General features: G+C 64.5%; 17 protein-coding genes. 14 read left to right on the top strand and 3 right to left on the bottom strand.

The window, feature by feature from the left end; all coding sequences use genetic code 11:
- Positions 1-29 precede the first annotated feature (29 nt).
- From ACIPZ5_RS07355 to ACIPZ5_RS07330, 6 genes are all read left to right on the top strand, one after another.
- A complete protein-coding gene (locus tag ACIPZ5_RS07355) occupies positions 30-1,463 on the top strand; it encodes a TolC family outer membrane protein (RefSeq protein ID WP_400807556.1) in 1,434 nt (477 codons plus the stop codon).
- A complete protein-coding gene (locus ACIPZ5_RS07350) occupies positions 1,460-3,628 on the top strand; it encodes a type I secretion system permease/ATPase (RefSeq protein WP_400807554.1) in 2,169 nt (722 codons plus the stop codon). Before ACIPZ5_RS07355 ends, ACIPZ5_RS07350 begins: the two co-directional genes overlap by 4 nt.
- Positions 3,625-4,809, top strand: a complete 1,185-nt coding sequence (locus ACIPZ5_RS07345; protein WP_261942722.1) for an HlyD family type I secretion periplasmic adaptor subunit — start codon at positions 3,625-3,627, stop codon at positions 4,807-4,809. The genes ACIPZ5_RS07350 and ACIPZ5_RS07345 overlap by 4 nt, the downstream gene beginning before the upstream one ends.
- A 395-nt stretch (positions 4,810-5,204) precedes the next feature.
- The gene (locus ACIPZ5_RS07340; protein ID WP_313714405.1) at positions 5,205-6,104 is read left to right on the top strand and encodes a chemotaxis protein; all 900 of its coding nucleotides are present in this window, start codon (positions 5,205-5,207) and stop codon (positions 6,102-6,104) included.
- Between the two features lie 98 nt (positions 6,105-6,202).
- Entirely contained in the window at positions 6,203-6,514 is a 312-nt protein-coding gene (locus ACIPZ5_RS07335; protein ID WP_343595556.1) for a hypothetical protein, read from the top strand.
- Complete coding sequence (locus tag ACIPZ5_RS07330) at positions 6,511-7,245, top strand: YkgJ family cysteine cluster protein (RefSeq protein WP_400807550.1); 735 nt, start codon at positions 6,511-6,513, stop codon at positions 7,243-7,245. Before ACIPZ5_RS07335 ends, ACIPZ5_RS07330 begins: the two co-directional genes overlap by 4 nt.
- 43 nt (positions 7,246-7,288) lie before the next feature.
- Here ACIPZ5_RS07330 and ACIPZ5_RS07325 read toward each other — a convergent pair whose 3' ends face one another.
- Complete coding sequence (locus tag ACIPZ5_RS07325; RefSeq protein ID WP_343595560.1) at positions 7,289-7,540, bottom strand: DUF3077 domain-containing protein; 252 nt, start codon at positions 7,538-7,540, stop codon at positions 7,289-7,291.
- Complete coding sequence (locus ACIPZ5_RS07320) at positions 7,530-7,787, bottom strand: hypothetical protein (RefSeq protein WP_400807548.1); 258 nt, start codon at positions 7,785-7,787, stop codon at positions 7,530-7,532. Before ACIPZ5_RS07320 ends, ACIPZ5_RS07325 begins: the two co-directional genes overlap by 11 nt.
- Positions 7,788-8,611: 824 nt before the next feature.
- Between ACIPZ5_RS07320 and ACIPZ5_RS07315 the strand changes: the two genes are divergently transcribed.
- The 7 genes from ACIPZ5_RS07315 (at position 8,612) to ACIPZ5_RS07285 (ending at position 18,677) form a co-directional block, all read left to right on the top strand.
- A complete protein-coding gene (locus tag ACIPZ5_RS07315; protein WP_400807546.1) occupies positions 8,612-9,775 on the top strand; it encodes an efflux RND transporter periplasmic adaptor subunit in 1,164 nt (387 codons plus the stop codon).
- Positions 9,772-12,864, top strand: a complete 3,093-nt coding sequence (locus tag ACIPZ5_RS07310) for a multidrug efflux RND transporter permease subunit (protein ID WP_400807543.1) — start codon at positions 9,772-9,774, stop codon at positions 12,862-12,864. The genes ACIPZ5_RS07315 and ACIPZ5_RS07310 overlap by 4 nt, the downstream gene beginning before the upstream one ends.
- A 9-nt stretch (positions 12,865-12,873) precedes the next feature.
- Positions 12,874-13,548: a heavy metal response regulator transcription factor gene (locus ACIPZ5_RS07305; protein ID WP_261942716.1), complete on the top strand. Its 675-nt coding sequence runs from the start codon at positions 12,874-12,876 to the stop codon at positions 13,546-13,548.
- The gene (locus ACIPZ5_RS07300; RefSeq protein WP_400807541.1) at positions 13,523-14,917 is read left to right on the top strand and encodes a heavy metal sensor histidine kinase; all 1,395 of its coding nucleotides are present in this window, start codon (positions 13,523-13,525) and stop codon (positions 14,915-14,917) included. The genes ACIPZ5_RS07305 and ACIPZ5_RS07300 overlap by 26 nt, the downstream gene beginning before the upstream one ends.
- A gap of 278 nt (positions 14,918-15,195) precedes the next feature.
- Positions 15,196-15,417, top strand: a complete 222-nt coding sequence (locus ACIPZ5_RS07295; RefSeq protein ID WP_313712877.1) for a hypothetical protein — start codon at positions 15,196-15,198, stop codon at positions 15,415-15,417.
- Between the two features lie 204 nt (positions 15,418-15,621).
- Positions 15,622-16,953, top strand: a complete 1,332-nt coding sequence (locus ACIPZ5_RS07290) for an OprD family porin (protein ID WP_400807538.1) — start codon at positions 15,622-15,624, stop codon at positions 16,951-16,953.
- Between the two features lie 227 nt (positions 16,954-17,180).
- Positions 17,181-18,677, top strand: a complete 1,497-nt coding sequence (locus ACIPZ5_RS07285) for a sensor domain-containing diguanylate cyclase (protein ID WP_400807535.1) — start codon at positions 17,181-17,183, stop codon at positions 18,675-18,677.
- Here the strand turns inward: ACIPZ5_RS07285 and ACIPZ5_RS07280 are convergent.
- A complete protein-coding gene (locus ACIPZ5_RS07280; protein ID WP_261942711.1) occupies positions 18,674-19,150 on the bottom strand; it encodes a PA2169 family four-helix-bundle protein in 477 nt (158 codons plus the stop codon). The two genes, ACIPZ5_RS07285 and ACIPZ5_RS07280, sit on opposite strands and share 4 nt — an antisense overlap.
- 201 nt (positions 19,151-19,351) lie before the next feature.
- Here ACIPZ5_RS07280 and ACIPZ5_RS07275 point away from each other — a divergent pair, with 201 nt between their 5' ends.
- On the top strand, positions 19,352-19,573 hold the full coding sequence (locus ACIPZ5_RS07275; RefSeq protein WP_343595868.1) for a DUF3820 family protein: 222 nt from the start codon (positions 19,352-19,354) through the stop codon (positions 19,571-19,573).
- The last annotated feature ends 83 nt before the right edge of the window (positions 19,574-19,656 follow it).

Here is a 19,656-nt window from a genome sequence, read left to right as displayed (position 1 = left end):
GCAAGGACGATCAGCAGTAAGGGAATTACGTGAAGCGACGCAGTCCGCTGTCACCGCTGTGGCTGGGAGCCTTCGGGCTCCTGGTAGTGAACCTGAACCCGGTTGCCCAGGCAGCCGATGACATAGACCCCAGACTGCGCACCATCGGCCCGTCGCTGATGCGCGACGCGCCCGATGCCATCCCCGCCCGCCCGCCTTCCGGCCAGGCCGCCAGCCATGGCGACCGGCTGGGGCTGGCCGAGGCGGTGCTGACCGCCGCGCAGTGGCACCCGAGCATCGCCGAAGCAGTCGGCAACCTGTACAAGCAGGGCGAAGGCATCAACGTCGCCCGTGCCGGCTATTACCCACAGATTTCCGGCGGTATCCGCACCGGCTATGACAGCGGCTACGGCGGCGACCGCAACAGCCAGGCGCTGAACCTGTCGTTGAAACAGATGCTCTACGACTTCGGCAAGGTCGACAGTGCCGTCAGCGCCGCCCAGGCCGCCGCTACCCGGGCCCAGGCCAATATTTTGCTGGTGGTCGACGACCTCGCCCGCGACACGGCCTACGCCTGGATCGAAACCCGCCGCTATGAACAGCTGATGGTGATTGCCCGCGACCAGATCCGTGGCGTGGGCGACATCGCCGGCATGGCCCGCCAACGCAGCGACATGGGCGCCAGCACGCGCTCTGACGTGGTCCAGGCCGAATCACGGGTGGAAGGTGCCCGCGCCACCCTCGAGGAATACCAGTCGCAGTTCGAACGCTGGCGTTCGACCCTGGCCGAACTGCTTGGCCGGGTAGCGCCGCCGGCCCTCGCCGAGGAACAACCGCCAGAGCTGAACCAGGCCTGCAAGCGCGCCTCAGGCAGCAGCGACCGGCTGCCGGCCGTGCTCATGGCCCTGGCCTTGCGTGCCCAGTCCCAGGCCGAACTGGCCCAGGCCAAGGCCGAAGCCTACCCCACGCTGTCGCTGCAACCACAGGTCAATCACTACCTGGACAACGACTACAACCGCGACAACCGCAGCCTGGACCGTACCCAGGCGGGCATCTACCTGAACGTCGAGGTGCCCATCTACCAGGGCGGTGCCATCAGCGCCCGCAGCCGCGCCGCCGGCCATGCCCTGAGCGCCGCCGACTCCGCCGAAGACGCCGCACGCCTGCAAGCCCGCCGCGGCCTGGCCGAAGCCATGGCACAGACGTCCGGGCTGGGCCGGCGCCTCAACTCGCTGGAGGCGCGCCAGGCCAGCATCCAGGAAGCCCGCGAACTGTATGGCCGGCAGTACCTGGACCTGGGTACCCGGCCACTGCTCGACCTGCTCAACGCCGAGCAGGAGATCTACCAGTCACGCTTCGAACTTGCCGGCACCCGCTCCGACCTGCTGCGCCTGGATGTCGACTGCCTGTACAACACCGGCGCCCTGCGTACCGCCTTCGGGCTGGAAGGGCGCAACCTGCAAGGGGTGGAAATCGAGCCATGAACGATACCGTGAAGCTGACCCAGGCCGCTCAGGAGCAGAACCCGGAGCAGCCGGTGGTACATCGCCCCGACCTGGGCCCCTGGCTGGAAGTGATGCTGCAAGTCGCCCATCACTATCGCCTGGACGTCTCACCCCAGCGCATTCGCCTGGCAGCGGTCGAAGATGCGCGCCCGCTGGATGAAATCCTCCGGCACATGGCGCGCCAGGCTGGCCTGACCTTGCGCTTCGTGCGCTACGACGCCAAGGCCCTGCGCCAATGGCGCACGCCACTGGTGCTGGAACTGGACGATGGCCAGCTGGCCACGGTCGAGGCGGTGACCGAAGAAAACGAGCTGGCCGTGGTCTTCGCTGGCGACCAGCGCCTGACCTCGCGCCTGCCCCGCGAGGCACTTGAAGGGCGTATCAACCGCGTGGCATTGATGCGCCCGGCGCGGCCGCTGCGCGATGTGCGCACCGACGACTACACCGCGCCCTATGATCGGCACTGGTTCGCCCGCATCGTGCTGCGCGACCTGCGCCCCTACGGCCAGGTGATGGTCGCCTCGCTGGTGGCCAACGTGCTGGCCCTGGCCGGGGTACTGTTCTCGATGCAGGTGTACGACCGGGTGATCCCCGCCGAATCCCTGCCAACCCTGTACGTGCTGTTCGGCGGTGTGGTGCTGGCGCTGGTGTTCGACTTCAGCATGCGCCTGCTGAGGTTGAAGGTTACCGACCTGCTCGGCAAGCGTGCCGACTTGCGGGTGTCCGACCTGGTCTATGGGCATGCGCTGCGGCTGCGCAACTCGGCCCGGCCTAAATCCACCGGCTCGTTCATCTCGCAATTGCGCGAGCTGGAGTCGATCCGCGACCTGATCACCTCGAGCACCGCCACCGCCTTGGCCGACCTGCCGTTCTTCCTGCTGTTCCTGTTTGTGTTCTGGCTGATCGGTGGGGTGCTGGTATTCATCCCGCTGGTGGCGCTGCTGGCCATGGTCATCCCGGGCCTGCTCGCACAACGGCGCCTGGCGGTACTGGCCAATGCCTCGATGCGTGAATCTTCGCTGCGCAATGCCATGCTGGTGGAGAGCATCCAGGGCCTGGACGAGATCAAGGCGCTGCAGGCCGAGGCGCGTTTCGAGCGCCAGTGGAACCAGTACAACGCCGCCTGTGCGCACACCAGCCTGCGCCTGCGCACCCTGACCAACGGCCTGGTGACCTGGACCCAGAACGTGCAGGGCGCGGTGTTTGCCGTGGTCATCGTGATCGGCGCACCGATGGTGATTGCCGGCGACCTCACCACCGGTAGCCTGGTCGCCGCCTCGATGCTGTCGTCTCGGATGATGGCACCACTGGCGCAGCTGACCCATGTGTTGACCCGCTGGCAGCAGGCCAAGGTGGCCCTGCAGGGCCTGGACAAACTGATGCAGTCTCCGGTCGACCACCCTGAAGGCGAAGCCCGCGTGCACTTGCCGGCCATCCGCGGCGAATATGCCCTGCGCCAGGCCACCTTCCGCTACAGCCCGGAAGCCCCACCGGTACTGAGCATCGGCCAGCTGCACATAGAGCCCGGCGAGCGCATCGCCGTGCTAGGGCGCAACGGCGCCGGCAAATCGACCTTGCTGCAGGCCCTGGGCGGCGCCATGGACCTGAGCCAGGGCGAAGTCAGCCTCGATGGCATCGCCATGGCCCACCTCGACCCGGCCGACCTGCGCCGTGACGTCGGCCTTCTGGCCCAGTACGCCCGGCTGTTCCATGGCACCCTGCGGGAGAACCTTACCCTGGGCGCCGGCCAGGCCAGCGACCAGGAACTGGTGGCCGCGCTGGCCGCCACCGGTGCGCTGGAGTTCGTCCGCCACCTGCCCAAGGGCCTCGACCACCTGATCCTCGAAGGTGGCCAGGGCCTGTCCGGCGGGCAGCGTCAGGCCCTGGTACTGTCTCGCCTGCTAGTACGCCAGCCGCAGGTACTGCTGCTCGACGAACCCACCGCCTCGCTCGACGACGTCACCGAACGCAAGCTGCTGGATAACCTTGATCGCTTCTGCCAGGGCCGCACCCTGGTGATCGCCACGCACCGCTTGAGCTTGCTGCAGCGGGTCGAACGCATCATCGTGCTGGACGGCGGGCGTATTGTCATCGACGACAAACGCGACGCTGCCCTGGCCAAGCTGCAAGGAGCGCAGGCATGAGCAACCACGAACTCCCCGCGTCCTACCTGGACGGCCAGGATGACCAGGCGGTGCTGCGCGCCGGCCGTGTGATCACCCTTTGCGCCATCATGCTCGCCGCGTTCCTGGCCTGGGCGGCCTGGTTCGAGGTGACCGAAGTCTCCACCGGCACCGGCAAGGTGATCCCCAGTTCACGCGAGCAGGTGATCCAGTCCTTCGAAGGCGGCATCGTCGCTGAAATGAACGTGGCCGAAGGCGACCTGGTCGAACGCGGCCAGGTGCTGGCCCAGCTCGACCCGACCAAGACCGCCTCCAGCGTTGGCGAAAGCGAGGCCAAGTACCGTGCTGCCAAAGCCAGCGTGGCGCGGCTGCGTGCCGAGGTCACCGGCAAACCCCTGAGTTTCCCCGAAAGCCTGCGTGACTCGCCCGACCTGATCGACGCCGAGACGGCGCTGTACGAAACCCGCCGCCGTGGCCTGGAGCAGACCTTGGCCGGCATCGAGGACTCACTGCGGCTGGTGCGTGCGGAGCTGAAGATCACCGAGAACCTGGCCAAGATGGGGGCCTCCAGCCGGGTCGAAGTGATCCGCCTGAACCGCCAGCGCTCGGAACTGGAACTCAAGGCCAACGAAGCGCGCTCCGACTACCTGGTACGTGCCCGCGAAGAACTGGCCAAGGCCAGTGCCGAAGCCGACAGCCTGTCGGAAGTGATCCGCGGGCGCAGCGATTCGCTGACACGCCTGACCCTGCGCTCGCCGGTACGCGGCATCGTCAAGGACATCGAGGTCAACACCCTGGGCGGCGTAGTGCAGCCCGGCGGCCAGGTGATGAAGATCGTGCCGATGGACGAGCGCTTGCTGATCGAAACACGTATCGCCCCACGCGACATCGCCTTCATCCACCCCGATCAGGCCGCCAAGGTCAAGATCAGCGCCTATGACTACTCGGTGTATGGCGGCCTGGATGGCAAGGTGGTGGGGATATCGCCGGATACCCTGCAGGACGAGGTGAAACCGGAGATCTACTACTACCGGGTGTTCATCCGCACCGAGCAGGACAGCCTGACCAACAAGGCCGGCAAGCACTTCGCGATCGTGCCGGGGATGATTGCCACGGTGGATATCCGCACCGGCGAGAAGACCATTCTCGATTACCTGATCAAGCCGCTGAACCGCGCCCGCGAAGCCCTGCGCGAACGCTGATCTGGGCCCCGGTAGAGATCCCCTGTAGGAGCCGGGGGGGGGGGGGGGGGGGGGGGGGGGGGGGGGGGGGGGGGGGGGGGGGGGGGGGGGGGGGGGGGGGGGGGGGGGGGGGGGGGGGGCGCGGCGCGCGGGCGGCGGCCGCCCCCCGCGCCCCCCCCCCCCCCCGCCCCCCCCCCCCCCCCCCCCCCCCCCCCCCCCCCCCCCCCCCCCCCCCCCCCCCCCCCCCCCCCCCCCCCCCCCCCCGGCTCCCACAGGGATGGCGCCAGCTTCAAGAAATTGAGCAAGTCAGTTGCTCCCACAGGATCCAGATCCGCTCTGCAATATGTACATGGGCGCTAAAGCGCAGCCAGATCAGGCCGATAACCCGGCATCCCCTGTTTCCCACGAAGGTCACCATGGCCACGCAAAATGCCCGCGCGGATTCGCTGTCCCTGCTGCTGTTCACCCTGCGCAGCGGCAAGCTGATGGCAATCAACTTGCTCAAGGTCAGCGAGATCATCCCCTGCCCGCCCCTGACCAAGCTGCCCGAATCGCACCCGCACGTGAAAGGCGTGGCGACCCTGCGCGGCAATTCGCTGTCGGTGATCGACCTGTCCCGGGCCATCGGCGAACGCCCGCTGGCCGACCCGGATGGCGGCTGCCTGATCGTCACCGAGATCAGCCGCTCGCGCCAGGGCCTGCACGTGCAGGCGGTGAGCCGCATCGTCCATTGCCTGAGCACCGACATCAAGCCGCCGCCGTTCGGTTCGGGCAACCGTTCGTTCATCACCGGCGTGACTCGGGTCGACAACACCCTGGTGCAGGTGCTGGACATCGAAAAGGTCATCCACGGCATCGCCCCGCCCGAGCCGGAGCCACAACCGGGTGAGCTGAGCGAGGAAGACGCAAGCCTGCTGGCCGCCGCCAACATTCTGGTGGTCGACGACAGCCAGGTGGCGCTGCAGCAGTCGGTGCACACCCTGCGCAACCTCGGCATCGACTGCCACACCGCACGCAGCGCCAAGGATGCGATAAACGTGCTGCTGGAGCTGCAAGGCACCGCGCAGGAGATCAACATCATCGTCTCGGACATCGAAATGTCCGAGATGGACGGTTATGCCTTCACCCGCACCCTGCGCGAGACGCCGGACTTCCAGCACCTCTACGTGCTTTTGCATACCTCGCTGGACAGCGCCATGAGCAGCGAGAAAGCCAGGCTGGCCGGGGCCAATGCCATCCTCACCAAGTTCTCTTCGCCCGACCTGACCGACTGCCTGGTGACGGCGGCGCGGACCGTGGTGTTTGCCGAGCGCTGAAGCACGTGTTGTTATATTCAGCGACAAACTCCCTGGCTTGCCGCCAGGGATGACTCGGGCATAATTCGCGCCCCTCGGATAATTTCCCGGAACCGCGTATGAAGTTTTTCAGCTCTATTCTGATCGCCTGCGCCCTGTTCAGCGGTGTCGCCCAGGCCTCCAGCAGCCAGGCCTGGAACGAGCAGCGCCAGCAGATGCTCAAGGCCTGCCTGAAGGCCAGCCAGTTCAAGGATGCCCACGCCCGTGGCAAACCGGCGGAGTTCGATGATCAGGTCGGTTTCAGTGCCCTGCTGATCGAAGGTGTTTATCCACAGAAGCACATGCAGCAACGTACCGGCACCGAGCTCTGCCTGTACGACCGCAAGCAGCAGCAGGCCTACATCAGCGAATGGAACCCGGACGCCAAGTGAACGACAGCCTGCGCTTTGCCTGTACCGGTTGCGGCAAGTGCTGCACCGGCCACCATGTGCCATTGACCTTGGCCGAGGCACGCCAGTGGGCGACGGCCGGTGGGCAGGTGATCGTGTTGATCGAAGCCTTCGTGACCGATGGGCCAGGCATGCCTGCAGAGCAGCGCGAGCATGTGATGCGCCGCTCGTACCCGGTGCCTTGTGGCGGCAGCGAAGCCCGCGTTTCGGTGACCTTTGCCGCGTTCAACCCAGGGCGCTGTCGCAACCTCGACGACAACGACCTGTGCACCATCTATGAAAGCCGGCCACTGGTCTGCCGCATCTATCCGGTGGAGATCAACCCGCATATTCCGTTGCGGCCAGAGAACAAGGACTGCCCGCCCGAGGCGTGGGAACAGGGGCCTGAACTGATCCATGGCTCGCTGCCGGTGGACCCGGCGTTGCTGGCGCTGGTGCAGGCTTCGCGGCAGGCGGATCGCGATGATATCGCGGCCAAGGTGGCCATCTGCGAGGCGCTGGGGATGACCACCAGTGCGCTTAAAGGCAATGGGTTTACCGCTTACCTGCCAGAGATGGCGGCCTTTGCCGGGGTGCTGGCACAGACGCCATCTGGGACCGGGGCTGATTGGTTGCTGCATGTGGAGCAGCCTGGGCTGGTGAATGATTTGCAGGCTCAGGGATTGCGGACCACTGCTGAAACGCCGGTCTACTATGCCTTCATCGGGTTTTAGGTAAGCAGGCCCGCGAAGGGCCGCAAAGCGGCCCCGATAACTATCAGGCACTGCGGTTCAAGCCCATTTCCATATCATTGATCAGCGCCTTGGCCATGGCGCTGAGAATCCGCGTTGCACTGCCTGCGATCAGATTGCCTTCCATCTCGGCCTCTTCGCTCAAATGGCGGATGCAACCGAGCAGGACAGACAACTCATCGAAGGCATGATCGAGCGGGATACCCGGCTGGATGGCGTACAAGTCGAGGAAGGTTTCTTTGCCTGCCGTGCTGCGCGACTTCAGCTCATTGCTCATGGGTGGCCTCCTGCATTGCCATATGGGCGAACAGGGCACGCAGCAGCTCGGTGAGGATGCTCATGTTTTCCAGCAGGACCTTGCGGTGGTCCTCGGCCTCGGTTTCGAGCAAGACCTGGATGGTGCTGGAGAGGCTGTCCATGAGGGCGGCAGCGTGGGGTTTGGCGTCTTCGAAGGTTAGGTCGGCGATTATTGTGATGTAAGGGAGTGGGTACGCGGGTGGTGGATCTGGAACTATTTTTTTCATCGTAACTTTCCTGAAAATTGCTATTGGAAAGCAACCACCGTGCTCTTCTCACGGATTGGGTGGCAGCCGTACGCGAGGTGAGAAGACCGCGTCCAGGAACCGCGGCCCGGACCGAAATCCGCACGCGCACGGCTGCCATGAAAACAGGCATCCCAGATACAGCCGCAGCTTCTCACGGCCGCTCGCCGTTATTGGCGAACCGTGAAGTTATCGCTGAAGCAGTTCCCCGACTATCAGACGCCATCCGACAGGGCGCGTAGGATAATTCGTCATGCCTGCGCTCTTGAAGCATTTGGTTTCAGGTTCAGAATCTTCCTACAGCTGGTAACAGGATCGCGTTAGGGCCACCAGGTGCTTGCCACAACATCTTCAGCGCCTATGAGATCGAGCGCCGCCCGCGCGGCGCATCGCGGATAAATCCGCTCCTACATTTGTTGCAACGTGGCCATGCCTGTGAGGCCATGGTTTTCAGCCTTGTTGGCATGACGGGATTTTGAAGTGGGCATTGATGCCGCCTCACATGATTTGAGACATGCGCTAGGCAGGCGACCATAGCGTCACAGGTTCGGCACGTTGCAACAAATGTAGGAGCGGATTTATCCGCGATGCGCCGCGCGGGCGGCGCTCGATTTCCGCATCACCGCAAACCTCACGGCATGCACCCCAAAGCCCACATCAACCTCCAGCCAGGCACCCGCAAAGCCAACACAAAACCCAACCTGTCACCGCTGTCAGCCAGCTGTCACGCTGCCGACCCGGTCACAGCGCTATAAGCTTCAATACAGACCTCCGTTTCCCACCCCTTGGCCAAGGTGCCCGCGCCGATGCGACGTCCTTCCCGTTCCGTACTTCTCGCCGCGTTGGCCCTGCTCGCCCTGGTGGCCCTGGGCGTCTGGTATGGCCAGCGCCAGCAAACCACTGCGCCGCGCGCGCAAGCGGCGATTCCGGTGCGGGTGGTCAGCGTCGCCCAGCAGGACGTACCCCGCTACGCCAGCGCCATCGGCGCGGTGCTGTCCCTGCACAGCGTTGAAGTGCGGCCCCAGGTCGAAGGGGTGCTGACCCAGGTGCTGGTCAAAGAGGGCCAGTGGGTAAAAGAAGGCGACCTGCTCGCCACCCTCGATGACCGGGCGATCCGCGCCAGCCTCGACCAGGCCCGTGCCCAGCTCGGCCAGAGCCAGGCGCAGATCCAGGTGGCCGGTGTCGACCTCAAGCGCTACCGCCTGCTCAGCACCGACGATGGCGTGTCCAAGCAGACCCTCGACCAGCAACAGGCGCTGGTCAACCAGTTGCAGGCCACAGTCAAAGGTAACCAGGCAGCCATCGCCAACGCCGAGGTGCAGCTGTCATACACGCAGATCCGCTCGCCGGTGACCGGGCGTGTCGGTATCCGCAATGTCGACCCCGGCAACCTGGTGCGCACCAGCGATACCCAAGGCCTGTTCAGCGTCACCCAGATCGACCCGATCGCTGTCGAGTTCGCCTTGCCACAACAGATGCTGCCAACCCTGCAAGCCCTGCTCAAGGCGCCAACCCCGGCGCTGGTGCAGGCCTACATGGACGCCGACGGCGAACGCAACCTGCTCGGCGAAGGCCACCTGGCCCTGATCGACAACCAGATCTCGGCCAACACCGGCACGGTGCGGGTCAAGGCCGAATTCGACAACAAGGACGGCCGCCTGTGGCCGGGCCAGCTGGTCACCATCCGCCTGCGCACTGCGATCGAAGAGAATGCCCTGGTGGTGCCGCCGCCAGTGGTGCAGCGCGGTATCGACGGGCACTTCGTCTACCGCCTGGACGGCGACAAGGTCACCAGCGTGCCGGTCAAGGTGCTGTACCAGGACAGCGGCCTGAACATCATCGCCGGGGTCAAGCCGGGCGAGCGCCTGGTGCTCGACGGCCAGTCACGGCTCAAGCCCGGTGCACGGGTCGAGGTCACCCCGGACGCACCGCCACCGGCAGAAATGGCTGACCGCAGGAGCCAGCCATGAATACCCGCAACGGCGTGTCGGCGTGGTGCATCGATCACCCGATCGCCACCTTGCTGCTGACCTTCGCCCTGGTGCTGCTGGGCGCCATTGCGTTCCCGCGGCTGCCGGTGGCCCCCCTGCCCGAAGCGGACTTCCCGACCATTCAGGTCACCACCCAGCTGCCCGGTGCCAGCCCTGAAACCATGGCGTCGTCGGTGGCCACGCCGCTGGAGGTGCAGTTCAGTGCCATCCCCGGCATGACCCAGATGACCAGCAGCAGTGCGCTGGGCTCGACCACCCTGATCCTGCAGTTCACCCTCGACAAGAACATCGACACCGCCGCCCAGGAAGTCCAGGCGGCGATCAACACCGCCACCGCCCGCCTGCCCCAGGACCTGCCCAACCCGCCGACCTGGCGCAAGGTCAACCCGGCCGACAGCCCGGTGCTGGTGCTCACCGTCAGTTCCGCGCAAATGCCCGGCAATGACCTGAGCGACTACGCCGAAACCCTGCTGGCTCGCCAGCTCAGCCAGATCGAAGGGGTCGGCCTGATCAACATCACCGGCCAGCTGCGCCCGGCCATTCGCGTGCAGGCCCAGCCGGAAAAACTCGCCGCCATCGGCCTGACCCTTGCCGATGTGCGCCTGGCCATCCAGCAGACCAGCCTGAACCTGGCCAAGGGCGCGCTGTACGGCGAACACAGCGTCTCGACCATCGCCGCCAACGACCAGCTGTTCCACCCCGAGGACTACGCCAAGCTCATCGTTTCGTACCGCAACGGCGCACCGGTGCACCTGCAGGACGTCGCCAAGGTGATCAACGGCGCCGAGAACGCCTACGTCAAGGCCTGGTCCGGCGACCAGCCAGGGCTCAACCTGGTGGTGTTCCGCCAGCCCGGGGCGAATATCGTCGACACCGTCGACCGGGTGATGGCGTCCCTGCCCAAGCTGCAGGAAATGCTCCCGGCGTCGATCGAAGTGTCGGTGCTGCAGGACCGTACCCAGACCATCCGCGCCTCCCTGCACGAGGTGGAGCTGACCCTGATGATCGCCGTGGCCCTGGTGATCGGGGTGATGGCGCTGTTCCTGCGCCAGTGGTCGGCGACCCTGGTGGTGTCCAGCGTGCTCGGCGTGTCGCTGATCGCCAGCTGCGCACTGATGTATGTGCTGGGCTTCAGCCTGAACAACCTCACGCTGGTGGCCATAGTCATCTCGGTGGGCTTCGTGGTGGACGACGCCATCGTCGTGGTCGAGAACATCCACCGCCACCTGGAGGCCGGCGACGACAGCCGCACGGCAGCGCTCAAGGGCGCTGGCGAGATCGGCTTCACCGTGGTGTCAATCAGCTTCTCGCTGATCGCCGCGTTCATCCCGCTGCTGTTCATGGGCGGTGTGGTCGGCCGGCTGTTCAAGGAGTTCGCCCTGACTGCCACCTCGACCATCCTGATTTCGGTGATGGTGTCGCTGACCCTGGCCCCCACCTTGTGTGCGTTGTTCATGCGCCGCCCGCCCGGCGAGCAGCACGGCGGCTTTGGCGAGCGCCTGGTGAAGTGGTATGAAAAGGGCCTGAACCGTGCCCTCGCCCACCAGCGCCTGACCCTTGGCGTGTTCGGCGTGACCCTGGCCCTGGCCGTGGTCGGTTATGTCGGCATCCCCAAAGGCTTCTTCCCGCTGCAGGACACCGGCTTCATCCTCGGCACCACCGAGGCGGCGGCAGACGTTTCGTACCCCTCGATGGTCGAGAAGCACCTGGCGCTGGCGAAGATCATCGGCGACGACCCGGCGGTGCAGGCCTACTCCCATTCGGTGGGGGTCACTGGCAGCAACCAGACCATCGCCAACGGCCGCTTCTGGATCGCCCTCAAGCCTCGCGGTGAGCGTGACGTGTCGGCCAGCGAGCTGATCGACCGCCTGCGGCCAAAACTGGCCCAGGTGCCGGGCATCGTCTTGTACATGCGTGCCGGCCAGGACATCAACCTCAGCTCCGGCCCGTCGCGCACCCAGTACCAGTACGTGCTCAAGAGCAACGACGGCGTGGCCCTGAACCTGTGGACCCAGCGCCTGACCGACCGCCTGCGGGAAAACCCGGTGTTCCGCGACCTGTCCAACGACCTGCAGCTGGGCGCCAGCGTCACCCGCATCGACATCGACCGCCAGGCCGCGGCGCGTTTCGGCCTGACCACCACCGACGTCGACCAGGCGCTGTACGATGCCTTCGGCCAGCGGCAGATCAGCGAATTCCAGACCGAGACCAACCAGTACAAGGTGATCCTCGAACTGGACGCGAAGCAGCGCGGCAAGGCCGAGAGCCTGAACTTCTTCTACCTGCGCTCGCCACTGACCAACGAGATGGTGCCACTGTCGGCCCTGGCGCATGTCGCGCCACCGAGCACCGGCCCGTTGTCGATCAGCCACGACGGCCTGTTCCCGGCGGCCAACCTGTCGTTCAACCTGGCCCCCGGCGTGGCCCTGGGCGATGCGGTGAAGATCCTCGAGCGCACCCAGCGCGAACTGGGCATGCCCGACTCGATCAGCGGCAACTTCCAGGGCGCGGCCCAGGCCTTCCAGAGTTCGCTGTCGAGCCAACCGTGGCTGATCCTCGCCGCGCTGGTGGCGGTGTACATCATCCTCGGTGTGCTGTACGAGAGCTTCGTCCACCCCCTGACGATCATTTCCACCCTGCCCTCGGCCGGCCTGGGTGCGTTGATATTGCTCTGGGGCATGGGCCAGGACTTCAGCATCATGGGCCTGATCGGCGTGGTTCTGCTGATCGGCATCGTCAAGAAGAACGGCATCCTGCTCATCGACTTCGCCCTGGAAGCCCAGCGCCACCAGGGCATGGCACCCGAGCAGGCGATTCACCAGGCGTGCCTGACGCGCTTCCGGCCAATCATCATGACCACCCTCGCCGCCCTGCTCGGCGCGGTGCCGCTGATGTTCGGCTTCGGCGCCGGCGCCGAGCTGCGCCAGCCGCTGGGCATCGCGGTGGTCGGCGGGCTGCTGGTGAGCCAGGCACTGACGCTGTTCACCACCCCGGTCATATACTTGGCCCTGGAGCGCCTCTTCCACCGCCGCCAGGCCGCCCGTGCGGCGGCGCCAAGTGCCAGCTAGGACAAGACCATGCGTGTGCTGATCATCGAAGACGAAGAAAAAACCGCCGACTACCTGCATCGCGGCCTGACCGAGCAAGGCTTCACTGTCGACCTTGCGCGCAACGGCATCGACGGCCTGCACCTGGCCCTGGAAGGCGACTACGCGGTGATCGTGCTGGATGTGATGCTGCCGGGCCTGGACGGCTACGGCGTGCTGCGCGCACTGCGCGCGCGCAAGCAGACACCGGTGATCATGCTCACCGCCCGCGAGCGCGTCGAAGACCGCATCCACGGCCTGCGCGAAGGTGCCGACGATTACCTGGGCAAGCCGTTCTCGTTCCTTGAGCTGGTCGCCCGGCTGCAGGCCCTGACCCGCCGCAGCAGCAGCCACGAGCCGTTGCAGATCCAGGTCGGCGACCTGTGGATCGACCTGATGGCGCGCAAGGCCAGCCGTGCCGGCCAACGCCTGGAGCTGACCGCCAAGGAATTCTCGCTGCTCAGCGTGCTGGCCCGGCGCCAGGGCGAAATCCTCTCCAAGACCGCCATCGCCGAGCTGGTCTGGGACATCAACTTCGACAGCGACGCCAATGTCGTCGAAGTGGCCATCAAACGCCTGCGCGCCAAGCTCGACGGGCCGTTCGACAACAAGCTGCTGCACACCATCCGAGGCATGGGCTATGTCCTGGAAAACCGTGCCGCTTAATTCCATCGCCCTGCGCCTGTCGACGCTGTTCATCCTGGTGGCGCTGGGGGTGTTCCTGCTGATCGGTACGGCGCTGTATCGCCAGGTCGACCGCAGCCTCGACCTGCTGCCGGCCGCCGAACTGGATGCGCGGTTCAGCGTGCTCGAGTCCACCCTCAACCGCTTCGGTACACCCGAGCACTGGGCCAAGATCAACAACAAGCTCAACCTGCTCAGCGAAGAAGACAAGCGCATCCGTTTCTGGGTAGTCAGCAGCAACCCGGCCTACGAATACGGCCACCCCAGCGAACTGGTCCGCGCCTTTGCCGAAGGCCCGCAAGGCATGCATGACCTGCGCCTGCCTGACCAGCCTTACCCGTACAAGGTGCTGGTCAGCGAATTGCCAGCCCTGGGCGAGCGCCCGCCGCTGCGCTTTCTGATCGGCATCGACACCGAAACGTTCTGGCAGGCCCAGCACAGCCTGCTGGTGGCCATTGTCGGCCTGGCCGTGCTCGGTGTGCTGTTGGCTTCGGTACTGGGTTACTGGGTTGCCCGCGTCGGCCTGCGGCCACTGCTGGCGCTGTCTGTCGAGGCCCAGGCGCTGGCACCGCCGCGCCTGGACGGGCGCCTGCAGACCCAGGACCTGGCACCGGAACTGGCGCAGTTCGCCGGCGCCTTCAATGCCGCGCTGGACCGGGTCAGCCAGGCCTATTCACGGCTGGAGGCCTTCAACGCCGACGTCGCCCACGAGCTGCGCTCGCCGCTGACCAACCTGATCGGCCAGACCCAGGTCGCCCTCACCCGCGGGCGCAGCGCCGAGCATTACTTCGAGGTGCTGCAATCGAACCTGGAAGAACTGGAGCGCCTGCGCAGCATCATCAACGACATGCTGTTCCTCGCCAGTGCCGACCAGGGCAGCAAGGCCACCGCGCTGACCCAGGCCTCGCTGGCCGAGGAGGTGGCCACCACCCTTGATTACCTGGACTACATCCTCGAAGACGCCCAGGTCAGCGTCACCGTCAGCGGTGATGCCCAGGCGCCCATCGAAAAGGCCCAGTTGCGCCGGGCGTTGATCAACCTGCTGAACAACGCCGTGCAGCACACCGCGCCGAATCAGGTGATCGGCGTGCACATCGAGGACGGGCCAGAACACGTCAGCATTGCCGTGAGCAACCCGGGGCCTGCCATCGACGACGCACACCTGCCGCTGCTGTTCGAACGGTTCTACCGGGTGGACGCGGCGCGCAGCAACAGTGGCGGCGGGAACCATGGGTTGGGGCTGGCAATCGTCAAGGCGATCGCGCTGATGCACGGTGGGGAAGTTTTCGTGCGCAGCGCTGCCGGCGCCAATACTTTTGGCATCCGTTTACCCATCTGCAAGCCCGTCTAGCACCCTGTGGGAGCGGGCTTGCCCGCTCCCACAAGGATCGCGCCAGACTCTAGAAATTGAGCAAGACAGTTGCTCCCACAGCGCGGCGCACAGGCCCGCAAAACACGAGCAGGCCCTCTAGCATGCTGGTTTTCGGCCAAAGTTCAATTGCTTTTCCATCGATCATTACTTTTTGCGCAACAGTGCTTATCGCCAAAGACGCTGTTTCCGCGGCACTTTAAGGACTAACTTTAGCCCCGTCCTCATAGCACTTGCCAAGCAAGAAGGTAGTTTCAAACATGTCCAACAGTATGGGTATTGCCAGCGTTTTCGTTCTGTCGTCCCTGTTGTTGTCGCCCCTGGCCATGGCCGAAGAATCCCCGGCTTTCGTTGCTCGCACTGCAGAACTTGCCGCTGTTCACCAAGATGCCCGCGAAGCCCTGGCACACAAGGCCGACGCCGGCAAAGGCGCAGAACAGACAGCTTCAAAAGTTTCCAGCGACGCCAATGCCGATAGCTGATCGGGCGTTGCACCTGCTCCAGTTTTCCCTTGGCTATACCATGGGCACCGTCGGTGCCGATATGTTAGCCTTTCAAAGCCGCTGCCGATCAGCGCCTTTTTTTATGTGCTCTAACTATCAGCCCCGCCGTAACGTACACCTATAAAAAGACGCACATTCAAAAATAAAAACTGCCCCACCGCCCGACCCAAGGAGCTAGTACCGGTGCCTTCCGCGTTTCGTTTCACCCCGTTGTTCATTGCGTTGACTGCAACGATCCCTTTCGCCGCCCAGGCAGATGAAGACAAGGCTGATGGCTTCATCGAAGGTTCGTCCTTCAATCTGCATTTCCGAAATGCCTACTTCAACCGTGACAACCACAATGCCGGCGTGCGCGACACCCGCGAGTGGGGCCAGGGCGCGGTCGCCCGTTTCGAGTCCGGTTACACCCCGGGAGTGGTCGGTTTCGGCCTCGACGCCCATGCCATGCTGGGCCTGAAGCTCGACGGCGGTGGCGGCCATGCCGGCACCAGCATCCTGCCCGAGCACATCAAGGACAACGGTGAACTGGGCGCCGCACCGCACTCGTTCTCCACCGCCGGTGCAGCGGTCAAGCTCAAGGCCTTCGACACCGAATTGAAAGCCGGTGACCTGTTCATCACCAACCCGGTGATCGCAGGCGGCGAAACCCGCATGCTGCCGCAGACCTTCCGCGGTGTGAGCCTGACCAACCACAGCGTCGACGGCCTGCTGCTCGAAGGCGGCCAGGTCAGCTTCACCCACCCGTACAACCAGAGCGGCCACCGTCGTATCGACAGCTACTACGGCGACATGCAGGGCCAGACCAGCAAGCACCTGAACTGGGCGGGCGCCACGTGGAGCGGTACCGAGAACGTCACCGCCAACCTGTATGCGGCCGAGCTCAAGGACGTCTGGAACCAGTACTACGCCGACTTCGACTACACCTACGTGGTCAACGACCTGGTCAGCCTGAACCCGGGCGTGCACTTCTACCACACCCAGGACACCGGCCAGGCGCTGCTGGGCAAGATCGACAACAACACCTACAGCCTGCACTTCACCGTCAACGCCGGTTACCACAGCGTCACGGCCGCCTACCAGCGGGTCAACGGCAACACGCCGTTCGACTACATCAACCTGGGCGACAGCGTGTACCTGGACAACTCGCGCATGTACTCGGACTTCAACGCCCCCAACGAGCGTTCGTGGAAGCTGCAGTACGACTACAACTTTGCCGGAATCGGTATTCCAGGCCTGAGCACCTCGCTGTCGTACTCGCGCGGTGAGGCGGACCTGACCAAGGCCACCCAGGACACCAGCCACTACGACTACTACCGCGCCGATGGCAAGAACGCCATGCACTGGGAGCGCGACATGGATGTGAAATATGTGTTCCAGGAAGGCGACCTGAAGGATCTGGCGGTGCAACTGCGCTATGCCACCCACCGTGGCAGCCAGGGTTATGCCTCGATCGACAGCAACAGCGACAACGATGAAGTGCGGGTGATCGTCGATTACCCACTGAACATCTTCTGACCTGAGACCGCTGGCGAGGGCTTTGCCCTCGTTTCGCCGGCAAGCGCGGCTCCCACCAGGACACCACAGGCCTCAAGGGCGGTGAAATACCTGTGGGAGCCGAGCTTGCCGGCGATGGGCTGCAAAGCAGCCCCCTGCGTATTTCCGTCGGACAAATCTTGTCCGACAATCCACGCTTCCCTAGAATGTCGCCCGCCGCAAATGGCCCTGCCTCAGCAGTAGCGCGCATGCCCACTCGATCTTCGCGTTTCGCACTCTACAGGTCGCACCCCGAGCTGATCCTCAACCTGGGCAGTTGCCTTGCCGTGCTCGCCATCGTGGCCATCGTCAGCTACCTGCTGGCCCGCGAGCGCGACAGTGTGGAGCAATCGGCCATCCGCTCCTCGAACAACATCGTCCAGCTGATCGAAAGCGACATCCTGCGCAATGTCGAACTCTACGACCACTCGCTAAAAGGCCTGATCTGGGCGGTCAGCCGCAAGGAACTGCCGGAGATCTCCGGCCCGCTGCGCCAGCATCTGCTGTTCAATGAAGCCTTCGTCGACCGCAAGCGCGGTAATGTGCTGTGGCTGGACAAGGATGGCAATGTGGTCGGGGACTCCAGCAGCCCCGTCCCCCCCAAGGCCAGCTTCGCCGACAGCGTCTTTTTCCAGGCACACCAGCATGATCCAAACCTGGGTTTGCTGGTGGGGCCGCCCTTCAAGGCCAAGCTGGGTAACATGGACTGGTGCATCAGTTTCAGCCGACGCATCAATGGCCCACACGGCGAATTTGCCGGATTGGCCGCCGGGGCTCTGCGCCTGTCGTACTTCAGTGAGTTGTTCCGCCGTCTGGATATCGGCGATGAAAGCAGCATCAACCTGTTCAATACCAACGGCCAGCTGCTCGCCCGGGAACCTGCAAGCCCAGAGGATTCGGCAATCGGCACCTATTACGGCGAGCGCCCAAACTTCAAGCGCATTCTCAGCGAGCACAGCGGCAGCTTCACCGCCCGCTCTGGCAGCTCCCCTTCCCAGCGCATGTACACCTTCGCCCAGGTCGCCGACCTGCCGCTGATCGTACTGGTGGTGCACTCCGCCGACGAAGTGTTCCAGTCATGGCGGCGCACGGCCATTCTGGTCAGCGTCGCCACAGGGGTGCTGTGTATCGGCATTCTCTGGCTGACGTTGCTGCTGGGCCGCGAACTGCGCCGCCGCCACGAAGCCGAACTGGGCCTGGCGACCCTAGCCGCCACCGACAGCCTGACCGGCCTGGCCAACCGCCGTCGGCTGGACCAGGTGTTGCGACAGGAATGGTCACGCGCGCAGCGCAACCGCAAGCCGCTGGCGGTACTGATGGTGGATGTGGATCATTTCAAGGCATTCAACCAGCGCCATGGCCACGCGGGAGGGGACCACGCGTTGCGCGAGGTCGCCAGTACACTGGAGCGGTGTATCCGGCGCCCGGCAGACCTGGCTGCACGCTACGGCGGAGAAGAATTTCAGGTGATCCTGCCGGAAACCGAACTGGCCGGCGCGCTGCTACTGGCCGAGCGCATTCGTGCCCAGGTCGAGGCGCTGGCACCGTTTGCCGATGATGCTCACTCGGTGACAGTGAGCATTGGCGTCGGGGTCTACATCCCCGGCACCCAGCAAGACCTGACACAGGTGCTAGGTGCCGCGGACGAAGCGCTCTACCGGGCCAAGGCCAATGGCCGCAACCGGGTCGAGGGGCCGATGGACTAGGAACGGGCGCGGGCGGCGTTGCGCAGTGCCTTCACCTGATCGTGGTTACGCTGCACACCCTGCAGCTGTTTCTCAACCAGCGCATAGCTCTGATCACTGGCCTGGCGGCCAAGCTTGACCAGTTTCTCACGTGCTTCCTTGTAGGCCTTGAGGGCATGGTCTTCACCACGCTCAACTTCGTTGAGCACCGCTTCCTCATCCTTGCCGGTGACCATCGATTTGAGGTTGACCCACCCACGGTGCAGGTCGCCGCTGATGCTGGTGGAGGTTTCCGGATCCCCACCCAATCGGCGTACTTCACTCTGCAGCTCGCTGGCGGCATTGGCGCACTCTCCGGCGCGCTGAACGAAGAACGCCTTCAGTTCGGGGTTCTTCACATCATCGGCCGAGGCTTTGAAGCCTTTTTCGCCATCCTTGCTGTACTCGATCAGGTCGTTCAATACGTCGATCACGTCTTTGTTGGGGTTGCTCATGGCACGAACTCCTTGGCAGGTGATATTCACTTGTACTGGAGCAGCCTTCATGCCAAACCGCACAACTAAAATAAAACCTTTAAAAACAATAGGTTAGTGATCTCGAGAGGAAGCCTGAAAACGGCGTTATGCATGATTGCCGCTTGGGTGCTCGTGCAGATTGCAGTATGGTCGGCGCTCATTCACTACCAGGCTTCGTCGATGAAACCGGAAATGCTCGAACTGCTGGTCACCCGCACCATGCCCTTTGGCAAATACCAAGGGCGGATCATTGCCGACCTGCCGGGCGATTACCTGGCGTGGTTCGCGCGCAAGGGCTTTCCGGCAGGGGAACTGGGCGGGTTGCTGGCGTTGATGCACGAGGTCGACCATAACGGCCTGAGCGACCTGCTGGAGCCATTGCGGCAAAAACATCGGCGCTAGCCTGTCATGACCCTTCGCGGCTAAAGCCGCTCCTACAAGGATAGCGCCGTCCCTGTAGGAGCGGCTTTAGCCGCGATGAGGCC

Origin of the sequence: Pseudomonas sp. NPDC089428 (assembly GCF_044749325.1) — a bacterium.
Classification (GTDB): domain Bacteria; phylum Pseudomonadota; class Gammaproteobacteria; order Pseudomonadales; family Pseudomonadaceae; genus Aquipseudomonas.
The sequence above is the reverse complement of the archived record's forward strand: the minus strand, read 5'-3'. Positions and strand labels throughout refer to the sequence as shown.

Coding starts and splice junctions, on each gene's coding strand:
- ACIPZ5_RS07345 (WP_261942722.1), top strand. CDS start 3,625: ATGAGCAACCACGAACTCCCCGCGTCCTACCTGGACGGCCAGGATGAC.
- ACIPZ5_RS07340 (WP_313714405.1), top strand. CDS start 5,205: ATGGCCACGCAAAATGCCCGCGCGGATTCGCTGTCCCTGCTGCTGTTC.
- ACIPZ5_RS07275 (WP_343595868.1), top strand. CDS start 19,352: ATGAAACCGGAAATGCTCGAACTGCTGGTCACCCGCACCATGCCCTTT.
- ACIPZ5_RS07280 (WP_261942711.1), bottom strand. CDS start 19,150: ATGAGCAACCCCAACAAAGACGTGATCGACGTATTGAACGACCTGATC.
- ACIPZ5_RS07300 (WP_400807541.1), top strand. CDS start 13,523: ATGTCCTGGAAAACCGTGCCGCTTAATTCCATCGCCCTGCGCCTGTCG.
- ACIPZ5_RS07310 (WP_400807543.1), top strand. CDS start 9,772: ATGAATACCCGCAACGGCGTGTCGGCGTGGTGCATCGATCACCCGATC.
- ACIPZ5_RS07320 (WP_400807548.1), bottom strand. CDS start 7,787: ATGAAAAAAATAGTTCCAGATCCACCACCCGCGTACCCACTCCCTTAC.
- ACIPZ5_RS07285 (WP_400807535.1), top strand. CDS start 17,181: ATGCCCACTCGATCTTCGCGTTTCGCACTCTACAGGTCGCACCCCGAG.
- ACIPZ5_RS07315 (WP_400807546.1), top strand. CDS start 8,612: ATGCGACGTCCTTCCCGTTCCGTACTTCTCGCCGCGTTGGCCCTGCTC.
- ACIPZ5_RS07335 (WP_343595556.1), top strand. CDS start 6,203: ATGAAGTTTTTCAGCTCTATTCTGATCGCCTGCGCCCTGTTCAGCGGT.
- ACIPZ5_RS07350 (WP_400807554.1), top strand. CDS start 1,460: ATGAACGATACCGTGAAGCTGACCCAGGCCGCTCAGGAGCAGAACCCG.
- ACIPZ5_RS07305 (WP_261942716.1), top strand. CDS start 12,874: ATGCGTGTGCTGATCATCGAAGACGAAGAAAAAACCGCCGACTACCTG.
- ACIPZ5_RS07295 (WP_313712877.1), top strand. CDS start 15,196: ATGTCCAACAGTATGGGTATTGCCAGCGTTTTCGTTCTGTCGTCCCTG.
- ACIPZ5_RS07325 (WP_343595560.1), bottom strand. CDS start 7,540: ATGAGCAATGAGCTGAAGTCGCGCAGCACGGCAGGCAAAGAAACCTTC.